Raw genomic sequence first — 20,030 nt, forward strand, 5'->3', positions numbered from 1 at the left:
TTATCGAACGTGAGTCCCACGACCCGCGAAGAGTTCAACTTACAGTTGCAGTTCCCGGTAGGGAGCTGTTTTGTAGTGAGTGACAAACATCATCAGTCCCACGAAAAACAAGCCACCGACCAGATTGCCCAGCGCCGTCGGCAATTCGTTCCAGAGCAGGTAGTCAACAAAGGTGAAATCGCCGCCCATGATCAGCGCGAAGGGGAACAGGAACATGTTGACGACCGAGTGTTCGAAACCCATATAGAAGAACAGCATGATCGGCATCCACATCGCCCAGATCTTGCCGATGGCCGACGTGGAGAGCATGGCGGCGGCGACACCGGTTGCCACCATCCAGTTGCACAAAATGCCGCGGATGAAAATGGTGAACCAGCCCATGATGCCGTGCGATTCATAACCCAGCGTTCGTGCCATGCCGATATGCCCGACTTTCTCCGCGATCACGCCGCCGCCTGTCGTATAGCCGAAGGTGAGAACAAAAGAAATCATGAAGGCCACGGTCACAGCACCGACAAAGTTACCGATAAACACGAGTCCCCAGTTTCGCAGCACCTGCTTCACGGTGACACCCGGGCGTTTGTCCAGCAACGCGAGCGGCACCAGCATGAAAACGCCGGTCAGAAGATCGAAGCCCAGCAGGTACAGCAGAATGAATCCGACCGGGAAAAGTACAGCACCCATCAACGGTGAGCCCGTTTGAATGCCCACGGTAATGGCGAATGCCGCGGCGAGGGCCAGAATGGCACCGGCCATGTAGGCCCGAATCAGCGTGTCTCGAGTTGAAAGCAGGACTTTGGACTCCCCTGCATCGACCATCATTTTTGCCAGGTCTTTTGGCTTGACGTAATCGGTTGTCATATGTTCTGACATGATGTGTTCCTCTGATCAATTAAAGTGACTTTTGTCTCATTATCGATATTTGTTAGAGAGTGGATTCTCAGTGGCACAAATCCCCCGCGAATGGTTTGAAAGAAAAGTGTTCATGCCGCAGCCTGTATGCGTTGGGTGGATGCACGATTGACGTCTGGCCCCGGCAGGAAGCTCGGATCGGCTTCGGCAGAGCCTTCAAACCACGACAACGTGTCATGCAGACGCACAACCTCGCCGACGATCAACAGCGAAGGCGATTGCGCTCCGGCAATTCGGTCGGCCAGCGTCGCAATCGTTCCGGTATAAACCTTTTGGCGTGCCGTGGTGCCGTGTTCGACCAGTGCAGCGGGGTAATCTGCGGGCAGGCCATGGGCTTGTAATTGGCTGCAAATTTCAGCAGTGGCAGTCAGCCCCATGTAAAAAACCAGCGTCTCTCGGCCATGCGCAAGATGCGCCCAATCCAGACTGAGTTGGCCGTCCTTGGTGTGCCCAGTGATGAAACGTACGGACTGCGCATAATCGCGATGCGTGAGCGGAATCCCGGCATACGAGGCGCACCCGCTAGCGGCGGTAATGCCTGGCACAACTTCGTACGGAATGCCCGCCGCGGCCAGTGTCTGAATTTCTTCACCGCCACGTCCGAAAATAAAGGGGTCACCACCCTTGAGCCGCGCCACGATTTTGCCTTGCTGCGCCAACTCGACCAGCAATTGCGAGATCTGCTCCTGCGGCACGCTGTGCGTATCGCGGCATTTACCGACATAACGGCGATCCGCATCCCGGCGCGCCAGCTCGACAATGGCGGGTGCCACCAGCCGGTCATAAATAACCACATCGGCTTCCTGCAGGCGCTGCAACGCGCGAAATGTCATCAAATCCGGCTCGCCCGGGCCGGCGCCAATCAGATACACCCGGCCTTGCGTCGGCGTCGCGGCGTCTTTTTGCAGCGTTTGTTCGAATAAGCGATCGGCTTCGTCGGTTTTGCCCCTTGCCAGCGTGCTCGGTAACAAGCCAGTCAGGATTTTTTCCCAGAACAACCGACGATCACCCACCTGGGGTAACGCCGCTTGCACGGCGGCACGGCGCACACCCATAAATGCTGCGAGTTTGCCAATGCTGTGCGGCAGGAGCGTTTCGATTTTTGCGCGAATCCAACGCGCCAACACCGGGCTTTTGCCCGCGCTTGAAACGGCCACGGTGATCGGGTCGCGATCGATGATGGCCGGCACGATGAAACTGCACAGTTCGGGGCTATCGACCACATTCACCGGAATATGTCGCGCTTGTGCGGCGGCGGCCACGGCCGCATTGACGGCCTCGTCGTCGGTGGCAGAAATCACCAGACCACAGCCATCGAGATGTTGGGGTTCAAAGGTTGACTGGATGTAGGAAATGCACGAACCGTCGATGAGCGCACGAATTTCCTCACTGCACTGCGGCGATACGACGCGAACGGTCGCACCGGCCGACTTCAACAGGGCGAGCTTGCGAGCGGCCACTTCACCAGCACCCACGAGCAGGCAGGTTTGCTGCTGAACATCGAGAAAAATCGGCAAGTAACGCATGATCTCAGTCCTCAATAGACGCCTTGGCTGGGGTTGTCGCCGCTTCAGCGGATGGCGGGTTCTGGGCAATCAAGGCCTTGAGTTCCGGCAGGCAGGAACCGCAGTTGGTGCCCGCTTGGGTACACGCGCCCAAGGCTTTGGCATCGGTGATGCCGTGTTCTTGAATCGCGGCGATCAATGGGTTGCGCCCCAGGCTGAAGCACGCACAAATGATCGGCCCGACATCGGCCTGCGCACCGGCGGGTTTGCCAGCCATTAAATCGGCCCGTTGTGCAGCATTGAGCGAGGGTTCCGCAAACAGGCCGAGCAACCAGTGGGTATCGACCGCACGGCTATCACGGGTGATGTGCAGCACCCAATCGAGCCGCCCTTGCGTGATCTGCGCGATGCGATAACGCCCGGTGGCCGAATCGGCAAATTCAATCCATTCGCGGTCGATTTCTGCGGCGGTTTCAAGGGCGAATTTTTGTTGATTAAGCGTGGTTTTTGCCCAGTCCATCCAGTCGTGGGGTGAGGCCACTCCGGCCAACTCGATGCGCATTGCAGCGGTTGCTGTGATCTTGACGGCGTAGTCACCAGGCAGTTCTTGGAGCTCGGGTACGGGCAGGCCCTCACGAATCAAGGCGAAGCCAAACCATTCTGCGGGATAGTGCTCGACCCGGACGGATTGGGTTTTAAATTCCGGCTGCCCGGAGACTGGATCAATTATTGGTGCGATCAGTGCGTTGACCAGACCGTTTCGGCTAAACGCATCACTCCAATGCATGGGCACGAACACACTGCCTTGGCGTTGATGCTCGTCCAGCACCACCCGGGTCAACAATTGCCCGAGTGTATTGCCAACCCGCGCGATTTGATGCCCCCGCAGTTTGAAGCGCGCCGCGTCCATCGGGTGAATCGTGAGGGTTGGCTCGCCGACATGGTTGAGCAGCTTGGGCACGGCACCGGTCCGACTCATGCCATGCCATTGATCGCGCAGACGACCGGTGTTCAAACGCAGGGGATACAGCGGCGTCAGTGCCGATGGTGCTCCTTGTGCCGTGATGGGCAGCATTCGGGCGCGTCGGTTTTCCGTAAAAAAACGGCCATCGCTGAACGGTTCAACTGGTGGCCGGTCGGCTGGTTGTGGCCAGCGGGTCGGGGGCAGCTCGTTATATTGCTCATCGGTGAGTTGGTTAAAGGCACCGAGATCCAGATCACGGCTGCCGTTGTTTTCAAACGCCGTGAGCGCGGCATATTCGCGGAAAATCGCCGCGGCATCGGCGAAATCGAAGGCGGTGCCAAAACCGAGTCGTTGTGCCACGGCGCATAACGCCTGCCAGTCATGGCGGGATTCGCCGACTGGCGGATACAGCGGACGCTGCCGAGAAATTCGACGCTCGGAGTTGGTCACCGTGCCATCACGCTCACCCCAAGTGGTGGCGGGCAACAAGATGTCGGCGTACTGAGCGGTATCGGTATCGGCCACGCATTCAGACAGCACAACCAACGGGCAGTGTTCAAGCGCCGTGCGCACGGCATGGCTATCGGGCAGGCTGAACACGGGATTGGTCGCGATAATCCACAGCGCTTTGATTTGGCCTTTTCCTGCGGCGGCGAATAAATCCACGGCCTTCAAACCGGGTTTTTGCGCGACATTTTGGCTGCCCCAAAACCGGCTGACGCGGTCGATCGCCTCTGGCGTAAACCCCTGATGTGCCGCGAGCATATTGGCCAACCCGCCGACTTCACGTCCACCCATCGCATTGGGTTGTCCGGTGATGGAAAACGGCCCCATCGCCGGTTTGCCAACGCGCCCTGTGGCTAGATGGCAGTTGATCAGGGCATTGCCCTTATCCGAGCCGCTGGCCGACTGGTTCAAGCCCTGAGACCAGAGCGACACCGTACGTTCATGAGCGATAAACCAGGCGAAGAACTGCTCCAATTTCGCCTGCGAGAGTCCACAGCGTTGTGCCAGAATCTCTAGATCTGCGGCGTCGGCGCGGGCGGCGGCCAGGCTGGCATCAAAGCCATCGACCGACGCTGCGATAAACTCATGATCGATTTTACCGGCTTCGGCCAGCGCAACCAGCAGGCCGTTAAACAGCAGAGCATCGGCACCGGGCGCAATCGGCAGATGCAGGTCGGCAATGTCGCAGGTAGCTGTTTTGCGCGGATCAATCACCACGAATTTCATCTCTGGACGGCGTTCTTTCGCCGCCACCAAGCGTTGGAAAGTCACCGGGTGGGCGTAGGCGGTATTCGAGCCCACCAGTACAACTAAATCGGCGTTTTCCAAGTCTTCGTAGGACACCGGTACGGTGTCGCTGCCGAAGGCGCGGTTGTAAGCTGCCACGGCCGAGGACATACACAGACGCGAGTTGGTATCGATATTCGCGCTGCCGATAAAGCCTTTCATCAACTTGTTGGCAACATAATAATCTTCAGTCAGGATCTGCCCGGAGACATAAATCCCGACCGAATCCGGGCCGAATTCGTCAATGGCTGCTCGAAATCCTTCGGCGATCTGATCCAGCGCGTGATCCCAGGAAATGCGCTGCAAGCCGCCGTCGGCCGTACGCTGCAGAGGTGTCATTAGGCGATTGGGCAAGTTGATGGTTTCCGCCAACGCGGCACCTTTGGAGCAAAGCCGCCCAAAGTTGGCAGGATGATCGCTATCGCCACGCACCGACCATGCGCCTGCCGTATTTTGTTCGGCCAGCACGCCGCAGCCCACGCCGCAGTAGGGACAAGTGGTTTTGATGGTGACTGAAGGGGGTTTCATTGATTCAGGCCGTCGCCGCGCGCGCCATTGCATCGAGGTGCTGCACCTCGATTTCGATCACGCCGTCGGTCACCCGCACCGGATAGCTGGGTGTGCAACCTTCATCCGGCGCCATGGCCGTACCTTTATCCAGTTCAATCACCCAGCCGTGCAACGGGCAGCTGACTTTGTGATCATGCACGATGCCTTGTGACAGTGGTCCTCGCTTGTGCGGGCAATGATCCTCCAGCGCGAACACTTCGTCGCTTTGTGTACGGAAAATCGCGACGGGTGTGCCATACAAACGCACGACTTTTGCGCCAAGACGGGGAATGTCGACCAATGGGCCAACGGTGAACCAGGTACTTTTCATGTTGTCTGTCCTCACGCTTTTTCTCCTCAGGCCAAAACCAGTGGCTCGGCAAATTCGTGGGCGTCTTTGCCTTCGGCGCGCTCAACCCAAGGGTCAAATTGCGAAAACTGCTGCGAAAAAATAAACCGTTCGGCCAGTTCTTTGCGTCCGGCCGGATCTTCGATCAATCGGCGCTGGATGTAGGGCAGCCCGACGCGCTCAATCCACGGCGCAGTGCGATCGAGGTAATGCGCTTCTTCGCGGTACATCTGGATGAAGGCTTGGGTGTATTCGACCACTTCATCTTCGGTTGATACCTTGCAGAGAAAATCAGTCACGCGCACCTTGATGCCCGCATTGCCGCCGACATGCAGCTCGAAACCTGAATCCACACAGACCACACCGAGGTCTTTCACCGTGGCTTCGGCGCAATTGCGGGGGCAGCCGGAGACGGCAATCTTGAATTTATGTGGCATCCAGGAACCCCAGGTGAGTTTTTCCAGGCGGATGCCCAGCGCGGTGGAATCCTGCGTGCCAAACCGGCACCATTCCTTGCCGACACAGGTTTTGACCGTCCGAAGCGCCTTGCCATAACCATGACCGGAAACAAAACCGGCGGCACTCAAGTCGCGCCAGACATGGGGCAGTTGCTCTTTTTTCACGCCCAACAAATCCAACCGTTGCCCGCCGGTGAATTTCACCGTTGGGATCGCGTAGCGCTCGGCCACTTCGGCAATGGCTTTGAGTTCAGACGGTGAGGTCACGCCACCCCAGATACGAGGAATTACCGAATAGGTGCCGTCTTTTTGGATGTTGGCGTGGACCCGTTCGTTGATGAAGCGCGATTGCGCATCATCCTGATAGCTGTCCGGCCAGGCGCACAGCAGGTAGTAATTCAGCGCCGGTCGGCACTTGGCGCAGCCGTCTTCGGTTTTCCAGGAAAATTGGTCGAATACCGCGCGAATGGTCTTGAGTTCGTGGCGGATGATGCCTACGCGAACTTCGTCGTGCGTGGCGTCGGTGCAACCGCACAGGGGTTTGACCGAGGGCGCGGCGGAGTAATCGCCACCCAGGGTCGAGGCCAATAAATCTTCGACCAAGCCCGTGCAGGAACCACAGGATGCCGACGCCTTGGTGTGGGCGCGTACTTCATCGAGCGTGAACAGCTTTTGCTCCTTGATGGCTTTGACGATATCGCCTTTGCACACGCCGTTACAGCCGCAAATTTCGGCAGCATCGGGCAAGTTGGCAACACGCGCTTTCGCGCCATGACCCGAATCACCCACATGTGCTTGGCCGAACAACAGGTGATCGCGCAACGCGGTCACATCGGTTTTATCGCGCATGAGTTGGAAGTACCAGGCGCCGTCCATGGTGTCGCCGACCATCACAGCACCCTCAACCATGTTATTGTTGAGAATAAGTTTTTTGTACACCCCTCGGGCCGCATCGGCTAACACCATTTCTTCGTGATGCGGCTTGGCTTGAATTTCCCCGGCGGAAAACACGTCCACGCCGGTGACCTTGAGTTTGGTCGAGGTCATTGAGCCGGTGTACTTGGCAATGCCGTATTCGGCCAGATGATTCGCGCAGACCTTGGCCTGCTCGAATAGGGGCGCGACCAAGCCGTAGGTACTCTTGCGGTGCTGTACGCATTCGCCGACTGCGTAGATCTTCGGATCGTAGGTTTGCAGCGTGTCGTCAACGACGATCCCATTTTCACAATAAATGCGGCTGTTGAGCGCCACATCGATATTCGGTCGAATCCCGGCGGCCATCACCACCAGATCAGCAGGCAGTTCGGTGCCGTCTTTGAGCCGAACGGCTTCGACCCGATCCGTGCCGTGCAACGAGGCGGTATGCGCATTCAGGCGAATGCTGATACCGCGGTCTTCCAGGGTTTTTTCCAGAATACGACCGGCGGCGCCATCGAGCTGGCGATCCATCACATTGCCGTTGCGGTGCAGCACGGTAACAATCATGCCGTGGGAAACCAGCCCCGCGGAGGCTTCCAAGCCGAGCAGACCGCCGCCAATCACCACAGCATGACCACCATCGCGGCACACAGCCAGCATGGCGTCTACATCGGCAATGCTGCGGAAACCCACCACGCCCGGCAGATCTGCACCGGGTATCGGCGGGATAAATGCACGAGAGCCGGTGGCAATCAATACGCGATCGTAGGGAAATGCCCGTCCATCCTGAGTGATGACCTCTCGCTTCGTTCGCTCGATTCGTTCCACCCTCACGCCCTTGTATAGGGTGATGCCGTTCTCGGCATACCAGTTCTCGTCGTTGAGAATAATGTCCGGGATGGTCTGCTCCTTGGCCAGCACCGGCGAGAGCATGATACGGTTGTAATTGGGGTAGGGCTCGTCACCGAATACCGTGATGTCGTACAGGTCGGGTTTGAGTTTCAGTAACTCTTCGACGGTACGCATTCCGGCCATGCCGTTTCCAATCACAATCAGGCGAGGGCGAATCATTTTTTTCTGCTCCAATTAAAAAGGCATCTTTCTCGCCGCAAACGAATTGAACCGTTCTGGGCAGGAAAGACGCCTTTGTCTTAATTAAATTGTCTGTCGTTTATGACTTTGTCTGTTAAATAAGCAAGCCTTGTGCCATTTTATGATTTGTTATTTATCAACAATTTATATAAATCTAGGTAGGTTTTTTGCACCAAAAAAAAGCAAACGCGAGAAAAAATGGTTCACGCGAGGGCAGCCGAGACACGGGCGCGCGGTTCTCATGGGCCGGATTGAACGCAGCTTGAATTGCTTTATGAAAAGGCATTTCGGACGGCCGGTTGTGCTTAGATGGTGCAATTACCACCACGTGAAAGAGGGCCAACTGCGATAACTATTTGAAATTTTAAGTTTAAATATTATGGCACACCCCTTGCTTATAAATAATCACAAGCCCGGTAGCGAAGAAGTTACCAAGGCGCAAGAGCAACGGCGCTCGCAGAATCGGATTTCTGTGAGCGTTTTTTTTTGTCCATCGGTAACCATTTATGAGGACTATACGATGAACTTAGATCGATTGAATGACGCACACGACGTTTCCCCCACAGCAGACCGCCCGCACACGGGACGACGACGATTTATGGCCTCTGCCGTGGCCTTGGCCGTTGGTGCCGTTCTCGGCCGCAGCGCATTTTCTCAGGCACTGGCGGCGGATGCAGTCGGGCCGGCAGAAAAACCGCAGTTGACACTAGGTTTCATCAAATTGACCGACATGGCACCTTTGGCTATTGCCTATGAAAAAGGGTTTTTCCAGGATGAGGGCCTGTTTGTTTCACTTCAGGCTCAGGCTAACTGGAAGGTGTTGCTCGATGGTGTGATTGGCGGCACCCTTGATGGGTCACACATGTTGGCGGGGCAGCCGCTTGCCGCGACGATCGGATTTGGTTCCAAGGCGCACCTGGTCACGCCGTTTTCCATGGATTTGAATGGCAATGCCATCACGGTTTCGAATTCCGTCTGGCAGCAGATGCTGCCGAATTTGCCCAAGATGACCGATGGCAAGCCGGTTCATCCGATCAGCGCGTCGTACCTCAAACCCATCGTTGAGGATTATCAAAAAGAGGGCAAGCCCTTCAAAATGGGCATGGTGTTCCCTGTTTCCACGCACAACTACTACTTGCGTTACTGGCTAGCGGCGGGCGGGCTTAACCCAGGATTCTATGATCCGGCGCATGGGGATACCAATGGGCAGATCGATGCGGATGTGCTGTTGTCCGTCACGCCGCCACCGCAAATGCCATCTACCCTGCAAGCCGGCACCATCGATGGTTACTGCGTAGGCGAGCCGTGGAACGAACAGGCCATTATGAAGGGCATCGGTGTGCCAATCGTCACCGATCTGGAAATCTGGAAAAATAATCCGGAAAAAGTGTTTGGTTTGACGGATGAATTCACTAAAAAATATCCGAACACCACCATTCGTCTGGTTAAGGCGCTGATTCGCGCCGGGCACTGGCTGGATGAAAACAACAATGCGAATCGCAAGGAAGCCGTCAAGATCCTTGCAAAATCCCAGTATGTGGGTGCGGATGAGGCCGTAATCGCCAAGTCCATGACAGGTACCTTTGAGTTTGATAAAGGGGATGTACGTCCCGTTCCGGATTTCAATGTGTTCTTCCGAGACAACGCGACATACCCGTATTATTCGGATGCCATCTGGTTCTTAACCCAAATGCGGCGCTGGGGGCAGATCGGTGAGGAGAAGCCGGATGATTGGTATCTCAACACTGCCAAATCGGTCTACAAGCCGGATATTTACCAAAAAGCCGCGCTGGCGTTGATCGCTGAAGGCAAATTCAAGCCGTCACAATTCCCAGATTTCGCCACGGAAACCGGGTTCAAGCCCATCACGAACACCTTCATCGACAAGATCACGTATGACGCCCACAAGCCGAATGACTATCTGACGAAATTCAAAATTGGCCTTAAGGGTAATGAGATGCCCAAGGTCGGTGGCGCATGAGCACTAGGAAAGTAATGGGGAAATTCACAATGGACAGCGCATTGTTTCGCAAGCTGGCTAAAGCAATTGGCTTGCCCTTCGTGGGCATTGCCGTATTTCTTGTGCTCTGGGCGTTGGTGGCCGATCACATTCACACGGCATTGGGCACCTTCCCTGGGCCGACGGCGGTCGCACAGCAAACAGAGAATCTGTATCAGGATTTCGAGCAGGCCCAGACCAAGAAGGCCCAGTTCTACCAGATGCAGGAGGAACGCAACGCCAAGCTGCTGGCCGAAAACCCGAACTACAAGGCGGTCATCTACCCATATACCGGGCAACCGACCTTCGTCAGCCAGATCGGCACGAGTTTGGTGACGGTGCTCTCGGGGTTCATCCTGGCCTCCCTGATTGCGATCCCGTTGGGGATTGCCATTGGGCTGTCCGCCGGGCTGCATGCGGCGGTGAATCCGATCATCCAGATTTTACGTCCGGTATCGCCACTCGCTTGGTTGCCGCTGGTGACAATCGTGGTCAGTGCGATGTATGTCAGCAATGACCCAATGTTCTCCAAATCCTATCTGGTGTCGATGATCACGGTGCTGCTCTGTTGCCTGTGGCCGACCATCATCAACACCGCCGTCGGCGTGGCGGCCATCTCACAAGACCTGACCAATGTGTCGCGCGTGTTGCGCCTGAACTGGTGGACGCATGTACGCAAGATCGTAGTGCCTTCGGCGTTACCGATGATGTTCACCGGCCTGCGCCTGTCTTTGAGCATCGCGTGGATGGTGTTGATTGCCGCGGAAATGTTGGCGCAGAACCCCGGGCTGGGCAAGTTCGTCTGGGATGAATTCCAGAACGGTTCTTCCGATTCGCTGAGCCGGATCATGGTGGCGGTGATTGTGATCGGCCTGATCGGCTTCATGCTCGATCGCACCATGTTGCTGCTGCAACGCTGGATTTCCTGGGATAAGAAATCGGTTTTACGCTGATTGATCTTTGTTTAAAAAAGGGTTTTGTGATGAATCAAACGGCATACCTAGAAATCAGTCAGGTTTCGATTGAGTTTCCAACGCCAAAGGGCTCATTTTTGGCACTAAATGAAGTGGATCTGAAAATTGCGCAAGGCGAATTTGTCTCGCTAATCGGTCACTCCGGCTGCGGCAAATCCACCGTGCTCAATATTGTGGCGGGCCTGTATCAAGCCACACACGGTGGCGTCATACTCGAAGGACGTGAAGTTACCGAGCCGGGTCCTGAGCGCGCCGTGGTGTTCCAGAACCACTCGCTGCTGCCCTGGCTGACGGCCTATGAAAATGTCGAGTTGGCTGTAAAGCAGGTGTTTAAAGGCAAGAAATCCAAATCACAAATGCGCGAATGGATTGAGCACAACCTCAAGCTGGTGCACATGGATCACGCCATGCATAAACGGCCGGATGAAATCTCCGGCGGCATGAAACAGCGGGTCGGCATCGCCCGGGCGCTGGCCATGCAGCCGAAGGTGATGTTGATGGATGAACCGTTCGGTGCGCTGGATGCGCTTACCCGCGCCCACTTGCAGGATTCCTTGATGGAAATTCAGGCCGATCTGCAAAACACCGTCATCATGATCACGCACGATGTCGACGAGGCGGTATTGCTCTCGGATCGCATTGTGATGATGACTAATGGTCCGGCGGCGACCGTGGGCGAAATTCTGACGATCGATTTACCCCGCCCCCGTGACCGGTTAATCTTGGCGGACAACCCCACCTATAACCATTATCGCCATGAAGTACTCAAGTTTCTGTATGAAAAGCAAAGGAAGGTCGCTCATTGACGATCGAGTGGCGGTGTCTCATTTGTTTGTCTTGAAATCCAATGTGTGTCGTTCAGTTTGTGGGAAGGTGAACGCATGACGTCCGCCTTCGATTTCATGCTCGCCGCGCGGCAGGGTGAGCTGCAAGCGTTACAAAATCTCGCCATCACCAGTGAGCTGGTAAGCGCGGTGAGTCGTGCCATCCACGCGCTGCAAAAGGAACGGGGTTTTACCAATCTGTATCTGGGTGGTTTCAGCCAGAAGTTTGCAAAAGAACTCAAGCAATTCTCCCAAAGCAGTGAAGATGCCGCTTTGGTATTGCGGGGTTGTTTTGATAGGATGAATCTGGATTCCGGCTGTCATGCCGATAGAATCCGTCTGCTCAATCGGGTGGCCCTGGCGGTTTACTTGCTCGACGATTTGCCGCGTCTGCGCCATAAGGTGCATGACCGTCTATTGACGGCAGCCGCTTCCATGCAGTCATTTACCTATCTCATAAGCGCATTGTTGGCAGTCGTATTCGAAGCGGCGGATACGGCAGTCGATCCGCAAATTACCAGTGCACTCGTCGCCCTGTTCAACTTCATGCAGACGAAGGAACTCGCCGGACAAGAGCGTGCCACCGGTGTTGTCGGCTTCGTTGAGGGGTATTTCGAACCGAGGCTTCTGAACAGGATGCACTTTTTGCAAGAAGGGCAGGGACGCTGTCTGGATGTATTTGCCGAATTTGTCGCCCCTGAATGTCTGGACGAATGGTTAAAACGTGAGCAGTCCGACATCACGGTTCAGATCGCTCAACTTCGCCGAATTGCCGAACGCACGAAGCCTGATGCGCGAGTCGGTAGCGAGATGGCGGAAATATGGTTCGATGTGGCTTCACAACGCATGGATATGATGAAGACCATGGAGGATGAGCTATCCGAGCGACTCGTTAAACTCTGTGCCGAAAAGATCAAATTAGCCCAAAGCGACCTTGAGGATCACGGCGCACTGCTCAAGCGACTAGCGTTGTTAGATGAACCGTCGGAGTTCCCAACGGCACGGCTGTTCAATGTTCAGGCTGTTGAATTGGGGAGTTCGCCTGCAGATACGCCGGGAAGTCAGCTGAGCCGCTCGATTCTTGACCTGCTGCATGCCCAGACGCTTAGGCTGCAAGCCATGAATGACGAGATCGAGTTCGCGCGTCAAGCCCTGAGTGAGCGCAAGACCATCGAACGCGCCAAAGGCGAACTGATGGCGAAACAAAAGCTGAGTGAAGAGGACGCCTATCGTCTGATGCAGCAACGAGCCATGGAACGAGGCGCCAAACTGACCGATATTGCTCGCTTCATTTTGGAAAACGCATAAAAGGGTGCGCATTTTGCAACTTCATCTCAATCGAGTTGAAAATCAATCTCATCAAGCCATGAAATACCGGCATAGACATATTGCAATATTAATAAGTAGTAATGCGCCTATACTTGCCTAAAGTAACAGTCGCCTGATTGTTGCTTAAATTCAAACAGCGCAAAGCGCGGGCCGCTCAAGGTCGTCAAGGAAAAGCCAGAACATGGAACAGCCTTAGGGTTTGATCCAGCTTCTTCATGTAGCACTTATAAGTTACTGTTTTTTTGACAGATCTGGGAGGTTATTTGATGAACACATCATCCGCAACCATGCCCAGTGGCGCATTCTACGACTATGACATCGTCAAGATGTTCACGATTGCCTCAATGGTATGGGCATTGGTCGGAATGGCCGCTGGAATCTATATCGCCGCCGAGCTGGCCTGGCCCGCGCTGAATCTCGGTGTGCCGGAAATCACCTTCGGCCGATTGCGGCCGGTACACACCAATACGGTGATCTGGGGGTTCGGCGGGAATGCGCTGATCGCCACATCGTTCTATATCGTGCAGCGAACATGTCAGGCGCGTTTATGGGGCGGAAAATACCTGCTCAACACGATGTTCTGGGCCTGGCAGGCCGTGGTGCTCGTTGGGGCATGGGCCCTGATGGCGGGGCATAGCCAGAGTCGTGAATATGCCGAATATCCCCTGGTGGACAACATTTTGATGATGATCGGTCTGATCATTTATGCGCTGATCTATGCTAACACCCTGCGCCGCCGTTCCCAGCCTCACATTTACGTGGCCAACTGGTTCTTTATGGCATTCATTCTCGCCACGGCTATCCTGCACTTCTTCAACAATTTGCAGGTGCCTTATTCGGTCTGGCAGTCCTATTCCGTCTTTAGCGGTACGCAGGATGCGATGACCGAATGGTGGTACGGCCACAATATTGTCGGCTTTGTGCTGACCGTCGGCTTCCTCGGCATGATGTACTACTTCGTGCCCAAGCAGGCCGGACGCCCCATCTTCTCTTATCGACTCTCCATCGTGCATTTCTGGGCATTGTCGTTTCTGTATATGTGGGTTGGCGGTCACCATCTGGAATGGACCGCATTGCCCGGCTGGATCAATTCATTATCGGTCACCTTCTCGATCCTTTTGCTGCTGCCATCATGGGGCGGGATGATCAATGGCATCATGACCTTGTCTGGTGCCTGGGAGAAACTGCGAACCGATCCGATTATCCTGTTTCTGGTTACGGCGCTGGCCTTCTACGGCATGGCCACATTCGAGGGGCCGATGCTCGCCCTGCAATCGGTCAATGCACTCTCGCATTACACCGACTGGACGATCGGCCATGTGCACTCCGGCGCCCTGGGTTGGGTGGCAATGATCACCTTCGGTTCGTTCTATCACATGGTTCCTCGCCTGTGGGGAACCCGCCTGTATTCCACGCGTCTGGTGTTTGTGCATTTCTGGCTTGCCACCATCGGGATCGTGCTGTATGTCGTCTCCATGTGGGTCTCCGGCATCGGGCAGGGTTTGATGCTGCGCGCCTTCGATCAGTACGGCAATCTGGCCTATACCTTTGTTGAAACGGTCGCGTTCCTGCATATTCCCTACATCGTTCGTTTCATCGGTGGCGCATTCTTCTTGAGTGGCACCATTCTGATGGTCTACAACCTGTATAAAACCATTGTGTCAGAACGCATATCTGAAGTAGAACGTGAAGTGATGATACCGGGACGTCTTGCGTCATCGCATTGACGAATAGCGGGTACTGCGCCCGCATTATTCAGCGCCACCCGGCTTTTCTTTGAGGTCACCACCTCATCGGAAAGCCGGGTTTGTTATTTGCAGCAAATAAATTCGTACAAATCGGCCATCATTCACAACAGCGCAGGTAAAAAGTACGACATCACCGGTACAATCTGCACCCATGACGAATAAAATCCTCGATCCACTGAACGAAGCGCAACGTGAGGCCGTAACCAGCCCCTCGTTGGCGACTCTTGTACTTGCCGGTGCCGGCTCAGGTAAAACCCGCGTACTCACCCACCGCATGGCCTGGCTGCATGAAGAGCAGGGGCTCTCGTTGCACAGCATGTTGGCGGTGACGTTCACAAACAAGGCAGCGGGTGAGATGCGCCAGCGATTGTCCACGTTGCTGGACCCGAATGAGGCCGGTTCATCGAGTTCCGGCCTGGGTGGATTGTGGGTCGGCACCTTTCACAGCCTGTCAAATCGACTGCTGCGGATGCATCATCAGGAGGCCAGTCTGCCGCCGTCCTTTCAGATTCTGGATTCGGACGATCAACTCCGCCTGGTCAAAAGAGTGCTGCGCGAAGCCAGTATGGATGAGACTCGTTGGCCGCCGCGCATGGTCGCAGGGCTAATCAACGGCTGGAAAGAGCAGGGGCTCCGGGCGCGACATCTGGCGACGAGTGGCGATCACCTGAATGATGCGATCATGCCTGTCTATCAGGCCTATGAAGATATCTGTCAGCGCGGCGGGTTGGTCGATTTCACCGAATTGCTCTTGCGTGCCACAGAGTTACTGAGAGATCACGATACATTACGTCAACATTATCAGCGCCGGTTCAGACAAGTCCTGATCGATGAGTTTCAGGATACCAACAGCCTGCAATATGCCTGGGCTCGGCTTCTGGTCGGCGAAGATAACGGCATTTTCGCCGTGGGTGATGATGACCAGTCCATCTACGGATGGCGTGGCGCGAAAATTGAACATATTCATGACTTTGCTCGCGATTTCTCGAACACGCATCTCGTTCGGCTTGAGCAGAATTACCGCTCGACCGGGCATATTCTCGATGCGGCCAACGCCATCATTACGCGCAATCAGGGGCGTCTGGGCAAGACGCTCTGGACGGAAGGCGAGCGGGGGCAGCCGATTCGCTACTACCTCGCCTTCAATGAGCAAGACGAAGCCTATTTCGTGACCCAGCAAATCGAGCAGGCGGTACGGGATGGCCTTCCACGCAGCGAATGCGCCATTCTTTATCGGGCTAACGCGCAATCTCGCGCCATTGAAGAAGCCTTGATTCGCGCGGGTTTGCCTTACCGGGTTTACGGCGGTTTGCGTTTCTTCGATCGGGCTGAAATCCGCGATGCGTTGGCGTACCTTCGTCTGGTGGCCAACCGCGATGATGATGCGGCCTTCGAGCGGGTTGTAAACAACCCGGCAAGGGGCTTGGGCGACAAGTCCCTTCAGGCGCTGCGTGATCAGGCCAGAACGGCTGAAACCTCATTATGGCAGGCGGCAAAAAACGTGTTGGCGAGTGGTGCATTCCCTCCACGCGCATCGGGCGGTTTAAGGCAATTCATTGATTTGATCGATTCGCTTGCCGTCGAAACGGCTACACAAACACTAGCCGATCGTGTGGCCATGTGCATTGATCGAAGCGGTCTGCGTGAGCAGCACAAGAAGGACCGCGATCAAGAGCGCGCGCAAAGCAAACTCGAAAACCTGGATGAACTTGTCAATGCGGCGCGTGGATTCGTGTTTGATCCGGCTGAATCTCAGGGTATGAGTGAGCTGGATGCCTTTTTAAGCCAAACCAGTCTCGACGCGGGCGATGCGCAAGGTGAAGCCTGGGATGATTGCGTGCAGTTGATGACCTTGCACGCGGCCAAGGGGCTCGAGTTCGATCACGTGTTTCTGGTTGGCATGGAAGAGGGGCTTTTCCCGCACCAGATGTCCATCGATGAACCCGGTCGGCTCGAAGAGGAACGGCGACTATGTTACGTCGGCATCACCCGGGCACAAAAGGTGCTGATCCTCACCAGCACCGAATCGCGCCGCTTGCATGGACGACAAATGTTCCCGATGCCTTCGCGGTTTTTGGGGGAACTACCTGGAGCATTGATTGACGAAATCCGGCCACGAGCGCAACAGGCATTCCGGGCGCAATCCGGGTTATCCGCCAAACCAGAATCCACGGAGGAGGGCTGGCGTATCGGTCAGGCCGTGCGCCATGCCAAATTTGGCGAAGGCACCATCATCGATCACGAGGGATCAGGTGCAAACACGCGGGTGCTGGTTAATTTCGGCATTGAGGGCAGTAAATGGCTGATCTTGAGCTATGCCAATCTGGTGCCGGTTTAATCTTCAAATCACGGTCCGGCGATAGTAGATCCTATTCAGTGCCGGATTTTCCCGGGCACAGCACCCATACGGTATCGGCGAGCTCTGGATTCAAAGCGCGTGATTGCTTATCTATTTGCAGATAAACGTCACTGGCGCCGATAGGAGCGGCACTCCGTTTGATGACTTGTCCCAAAACCAGCCCAAGTTGCGTCAGCATGCGTAACTGTCCCGCGTTTTGAGCCGCCAGACGCACAATCGTCGCCTGATCACCGGGAACAAGCTCAGAAAGAGCGATGAGATCACGCCGTTCAATCGGTGCTTGGGCTGGAGCGGGTATCGGTGCGCCATGCGGATCGAACTCAGGCTCACCAAGATGCGCCCATAAGCGATCGATCAGAGCGCTGGAAAAGGCATGTTCCAGAATTTCTGCCTCGGCATCCACGTCAGCCAGCGGCACATTCAGATCACGCACCAGAAATGTCTCAATCACTCGATGCCGGCGAATCATATCGATGGCGATTGCCGCACCGGCAGATGTTAGTCGCGCACCCTGGTAGCGTTCATATTCGATCAAGCCGTCATGATTCAAACGCTTGAGCATGGCGGTGACCGATGCCTGCGCGATGTTCAACCGCTCGGCAATGGCCGAAGTACTTGCTGCTGAATCGCTGCGTTGCTCGGCCAACTTGAAGATAGCTTTGAGATAATCCTCGTAGGCAGTGCTTGTTTTCATCATCTCACCTGGCAGATCTGGTTGGGTTCAGCAAGGCGAACTGTGCTGCGCATGGTGTTGCGCCAATTCATGGTAAAAGCGAGCAGACTGAACGAAATAAGCCTTCTCGTCGTCGGTAAGCGGGCGGACCTTTCGTGCCGGTGCGCCGAGATAAAGAAAACCACTTTCCAACGTCTTGCCGGGTGCCACAACGCTGCCAGCGCCGATTATGACCTGATCTTCCACTATGGCGTCGTCCAGAACGATCACCCCCATGCCGACCAGTACCTGGTTGCCGATGGTGCAGGCGTGCAAGGTGGCGCGATGACCAACCGTCACATCTTCACCCACCAGACAGGGGGAACCATTCGGCCTTTTGGTGCTGGACTGGTTGACGTGAACAATGACGCCATCCTGCAGATTGCTGCGCGCACCAATTCGGATGCTGTTCACATCACCGCGAAGAACGGCTGTGGGCCAGATGGATACGCCGGTCGCCAGATGTACGTCTCCGATCACGACGGCCGAGTCGTCAATCCAGGCGTCTGATGCCACGACCGGGGTTTTATCCACGAAGTTCCGAATCATCCAAAGCCTCATTTCATACAATCAAAGCTCGGAGTTTAGCCGATCGGTTGTTTTCTTTGCGCCTAATATGAAATGCGATTGGGCGTGGGTGTTGCAGACCAGTGAAATAGTTTGTCTGACTAATTTTGCAATCTATAGCATTTCACTATATTTTTATGGAGCGCGAGTGATGAATCTCGGGCTCGAATACCTGTCAGAATTCTTATTTAACACTCAAGAGGTGAAGAACGATGCGTTTAGTTAAATTTGCAGTGGCGGCAGCGTTGGGTTTGTCAGTTGCCGTTGGGAGTTTCGCTTCGGCTGATGCCATGACCGATGCGATCAAGTATCGTCAGTCCATGATGGAAGTAACCGGCTATAACTTCAAGATGATGGCCGCCATGGTCAAGAAAGAAATGCCTTATGACAAGGCGGATTTCGAGAAAATGGCATCAACCGTCCACACCATGAGTCTTCTGACTCAGGATGGCTTCCCCAAGGGCTCAGACAGCATGACCGCCCCGACGCACGCCAAGGACGAAGTTTGGAGCAAGCCTGAGGAGTTCAACAAGGACGTAGTTGCGTTCCAGAAAGCATCCGCAGCTTTGGTCTTGGCCGCAAAAACGGGTGATATGTCTCAAATTGGTCCCAAATTCAAGGAAACGGCCGGAACCTGCAAAAAATGCCATGATGCCTTCCGTTCCAAGTCTGAAGGCTAAGCATTCAGCTTGATTGAGCAAGGCACGGTTCTGTGCCGCTTGGAATTTCTGATAAATCAATTTCATTGAAAGCCTAAAACCCGACAAGTGTCGGGTTTTTTATCACCGGGGCCATGAATGAAACCGAGCATTCACTGCAGGCCATCACGCAATCGGTGCAAACCATTAACGATTTGAACTTCCAGATTGCCAGCGCGGCTGAAGAACAAAGTGCGGTGACGGAAGAGATGAACCGGAATGTTCAGAAGATCTCTTCGATCAGCGAACAATCCGCCGAAGGTGCGGGTCAGACCCGGATTGCTTCCGAAGAACTGGCGCGACTAGCCGAAGGGCTGCAGGCGAAGATCAATCAGTTCAAACTTTAAGGCCTCAGCATAGCTGCCTTACGGTGGTGGGCACGGACTTAAGTCTGTGTCCACCTTTTTTTTATGCACTCGTCGACCGGCAGAAGCCATCATCAGGGCGCTGATCGGTGCTGTCAGCCAAAGAAATATCACGATCAATAATTCATGCAACGAAGGGCTTTGATGTTTGATTGTAAAAAAAATCATCGAGGCAACCAGAATCGCAGTGACCCCTAATGTTGACGCTTTGGTCGGCGCGTGTAGACGCATGAAAAAATCGGGAAACTTGACCATGCCGACCGACCCCAACAGCACAAAAACACTGCCAAGCAGGATGAGGCCGGAAATAAGCACGGACATCAACAAGGGCGTAAACTCGGATAACATGTTCAATCTCCTGATTTCCCGGCTTCCTTATCGTCGATATGCGCTTCGATAATTTGGCCACGCAGTA

The 20,030-nt window shown here is 55.0% G+C and carries 16 protein-coding genes; 8 read left to right on the plus strand and 8 right to left on the minus strand.

Annotated features, from left to right (window positions below; translation table 11 throughout):
* Nucleotides 1-39: 39 nt before the first annotated feature.
* From M7R55_RS09235 to nirB, 5 genes are all read right to left on the minus strand, one after another.
* Nucleotides 40-873: a formate/nitrite transporter family protein gene (locus M7R55_RS09235; RefSeq protein ID WP_298220126.1), complete on the minus strand. Its 834-nt coding sequence runs from the start codon at nt 871-873 to the stop codon at nt 40-42.
* 110 nt (nt 874-983) lie between these two features.
* Nucleotides 984-2,438, minus strand: coding sequence for a siroheme synthase CysG (gene cysG / locus M7R55_RS09240; RefSeq protein WP_298220127.1), 1,455 nt, complete (start codon nt 2,436-2,438; stop codon nt 984-986).
* Between the two features lie 4 nt (nt 2,439-2,442).
* Nucleotides 2,443-5,202, minus strand: coding sequence for a nitrate reductase (locus M7R55_RS09245; RefSeq protein ID WP_298220128.1), 2,760 nt, complete (start codon nt 5,200-5,202; stop codon nt 2,443-2,445).
* A gap of 4 nt (nt 5,203-5,206) precedes the next feature.
* The gene (nirD, locus tag M7R55_RS09250; protein ID WP_298220129.1) at nt 5,207-5,554 is read right to left on the minus strand and encodes a nitrite reductase small subunit NirD; all 348 of its coding nucleotides are present in this window, start codon (nt 5,552-5,554) and stop codon (nt 5,207-5,209) included.
* A 26-nt stretch (nt 5,555-5,580) separates the two neighbouring features.
* Nucleotides 5,581-8,019, minus strand: coding sequence for a nitrite reductase large subunit NirB (gene nirB, locus M7R55_RS09255; protein ID WP_298220130.1), 2,439 nt, complete (start codon nt 8,017-8,019; stop codon nt 5,581-5,583).
* A gap of 541 nt (nt 8,020-8,560) precedes the next feature.
* On the opposite strand from nirB, the gene M7R55_RS09260 reads away from it, so the two are divergent.
* The 6 genes from M7R55_RS09260 to uvrD all read left to right on the plus strand — a co-directional run bounded on the left by M7R55_RS09260 (nt 8,561) and on the right by uvrD (nt 17,252).
* The gene (locus M7R55_RS09260) at nt 8,561-10,021 is read left to right on the plus strand and encodes a CmpA/NrtA family ABC transporter substrate-binding protein (RefSeq protein WP_298220131.1); all 1,461 of its coding nucleotides are present in this window, start codon (nt 8,561-8,563) and stop codon (nt 10,019-10,021) included.
* Between the two features lie 14 nt (nt 10,022-10,035).
* Nucleotides 10,036-10,992 carry an ABC transporter permease subunit gene (locus tag M7R55_RS09265; protein WP_298220132.1) on the plus strand — a complete coding sequence of 319 codons (957 nt, stop codon included), beginning with the start codon at nt 10,036-10,038 and terminating at the stop codon, nt 10,990-10,992.
* A gap of 29 nt (nt 10,993-11,021) precedes the next feature.
* Nucleotides 11,022-11,819, plus strand: coding sequence for an ABC transporter ATP-binding protein (locus M7R55_RS09270; protein WP_298220133.1), 798 nt, complete (start codon nt 11,022-11,024; stop codon nt 11,817-11,819).
* A 75-nt stretch (nt 11,820-11,894) separates the two neighbouring features.
* Entirely contained in the window at nt 11,895-13,145 is a 1,251-nt protein-coding gene (locus M7R55_RS09275) for a nitrate regulatory protein (RefSeq protein ID WP_298220134.1), read from the plus strand.
* Nucleotides 13,146-13,432: 287 nt separating this feature from the next.
* Nucleotides 13,433-14,893 carry a cytochrome-c oxidase, cbb3-type subunit I gene (gene ccoN, locus M7R55_RS09280; protein ID WP_298220135.1) on the plus strand — a complete coding sequence of 487 codons (1,461 nt, stop codon included), beginning with the start codon at nt 13,433-13,435 and terminating at the stop codon, nt 14,891-14,893.
* Between the two features lie 172 nt (nt 14,894-15,065).
* Nucleotides 15,066-17,252 carry a DNA helicase II gene (uvrD, locus tag M7R55_RS09285; protein WP_298220136.1) on the plus strand — a complete coding sequence of 729 codons (2,187 nt, stop codon included), beginning with the start codon at nt 15,066-15,068 and terminating at the stop codon, nt 17,250-17,252.
* Nucleotides 17,253-17,283: 31 nt separating this feature from the next.
* On the opposite strand, the gene M7R55_RS09290 is transcribed toward uvrD, so the two are convergent.
* Nucleotides 17,284-17,967, minus strand: coding sequence for a metal-dependent transcriptional regulator (locus M7R55_RS09290; protein WP_298220137.1), 684 nt, complete (start codon nt 17,965-17,967; stop codon nt 17,284-17,286).
* Nucleotides 17,968-17,994: 27 nt separating this feature from the next.
* Nucleotides 17,995-18,534 (minus strand): gamma carbonic anhydrase family protein, encoded by a 540-nt coding sequence (locus M7R55_RS09295; protein WP_298220138.1) that lies wholly within the window; start codon nt 18,532-18,534, stop codon nt 17,995-17,997.
* Nucleotides 18,535-18,764: 230 nt separating this feature from the next.
* Between M7R55_RS09295 and M7R55_RS09300 the strand changes: the two genes are divergently transcribed.
* Together M7R55_RS09300 and M7R55_RS09305 are read left to right on the plus strand one after the other, a co-directional pair.
* The gene (locus M7R55_RS09300; RefSeq protein WP_298220139.1) at nt 18,765-19,232 is read left to right on the plus strand and encodes a cytochrome c; all 468 of its coding nucleotides are present in this window, start codon (nt 18,765-18,767) and stop codon (nt 19,230-19,232) included.
* Between the two features lie 113 nt (nt 19,233-19,345).
* The gene (locus M7R55_RS09305; protein ID WP_298220140.1) at nt 19,346-19,597 is read left to right on the plus strand and encodes a hypothetical protein; all 252 of its coding nucleotides are present in this window, start codon (nt 19,346-19,348) and stop codon (nt 19,595-19,597) included.
* Between the two features lie 18 nt (nt 19,598-19,615).
* Here M7R55_RS09305 and M7R55_RS09310 read toward each other — a convergent pair whose 3' ends face one another.
* Nucleotides 19,616-19,963, minus strand: coding sequence for a Na+/H+ antiporter subunit G (locus M7R55_RS09310; RefSeq protein ID WP_298220141.1), 348 nt, complete (start codon nt 19,961-19,963; stop codon nt 19,616-19,618).
* Between the last annotated feature and the right edge of the window lie 67 nt (nt 19,964-20,030).

This window comes from Halothiobacillus sp., from assembly GCF_027346185.1.
Classification (GTDB): Bacteria; Pseudomonadota; Gammaproteobacteria; order Halothiobacillales; family Halothiobacillaceae; genus Halothiobacillus.

Coding starts and splice junctions, on each gene's coding strand:
- cysG (WP_298220127.1), bottom strand. CDS start 2,438: ATGCGTTACTTGCCGATTTTTCTCGATGTTCAGCAGCAAACCTGCCTG.
- M7R55_RS09295 (WP_298220138.1), bottom strand. CDS start 18,534: ATGATTCGGAACTTCGTGGATAAAACCCCGGTCGTGGCATCAGACGCC.
- ccoN (WP_298220135.1), top strand. CDS start 13,433: ATGAACACATCATCCGCAACCATGCCCAGTGGCGCATTCTACGACTAT.
- M7R55_RS09260 (WP_298220131.1), top strand. CDS start 8,561: ATGAACTTAGATCGATTGAATGACGCACACGACGTTTCCCCCACAGCA.
- M7R55_RS09275 (WP_298220134.1), top strand. CDS start 11,895: ATGACGTCCGCCTTCGATTTCATGCTCGCCGCGCGGCAGGGTGAGCTG.
- M7R55_RS09265 (WP_298220132.1), top strand. CDS start 10,036: ATGGGGAAATTCACAATGGACAGCGCATTGTTTCGCAAGCTGGCTAAA.
- M7R55_RS09245 (WP_298220128.1), bottom strand. CDS start 5,202: ATGAAACCCCCTTCAGTCACCATCAAAACCACTTGTCCCTACTGCGGC.
- M7R55_RS09300 (WP_298220139.1), top strand. CDS start 18,765: ATGCGTTTAGTTAAATTTGCAGTGGCGGCAGCGTTGGGTTTGTCAGTT.
- M7R55_RS09235 (WP_298220126.1), bottom strand. CDS start 873: ATGTCAGAACATATGACAACCGATTACGTCAAGCCAAAAGACCTGGCA.
- M7R55_RS09270 (WP_298220133.1), top strand. CDS start 11,022: ATGAATCAAACGGCATACCTAGAAATCAGTCAGGTTTCGATTGAGTTT.
- uvrD (WP_298220136.1), top strand. CDS start 15,066: ATGACGAATAAAATCCTCGATCCACTGAACGAAGCGCAACGTGAGGCC.
- nirB (WP_298220130.1), bottom strand. CDS start 8,019: ATGATTCGCCCTCGCCTGATTGTGATTGGAAACGGCATGGCCGGAATG.
- M7R55_RS09305 (WP_298220140.1), top strand. CDS start 19,346: ATGAATGAAACCGAGCATTCACTGCAGGCCATCACGCAATCGGTGCAA.
- M7R55_RS09310 (WP_298220141.1), bottom strand. CDS start 19,963: ATGTTATCCGAGTTTACGCCCTTGTTGATGTCCGTGCTTATTTCCGGC.
- nirD (WP_298220129.1), bottom strand. CDS start 5,554: ATGAAAAGTACCTGGTTCACCGTTGGCCCATTGGTCGACATTCCCCGT.
- M7R55_RS09290 (WP_298220137.1), bottom strand. CDS start 17,967: ATGAAAACAAGCACTGCCTACGAGGATTATCTCAAAGCTATCTTCAAG.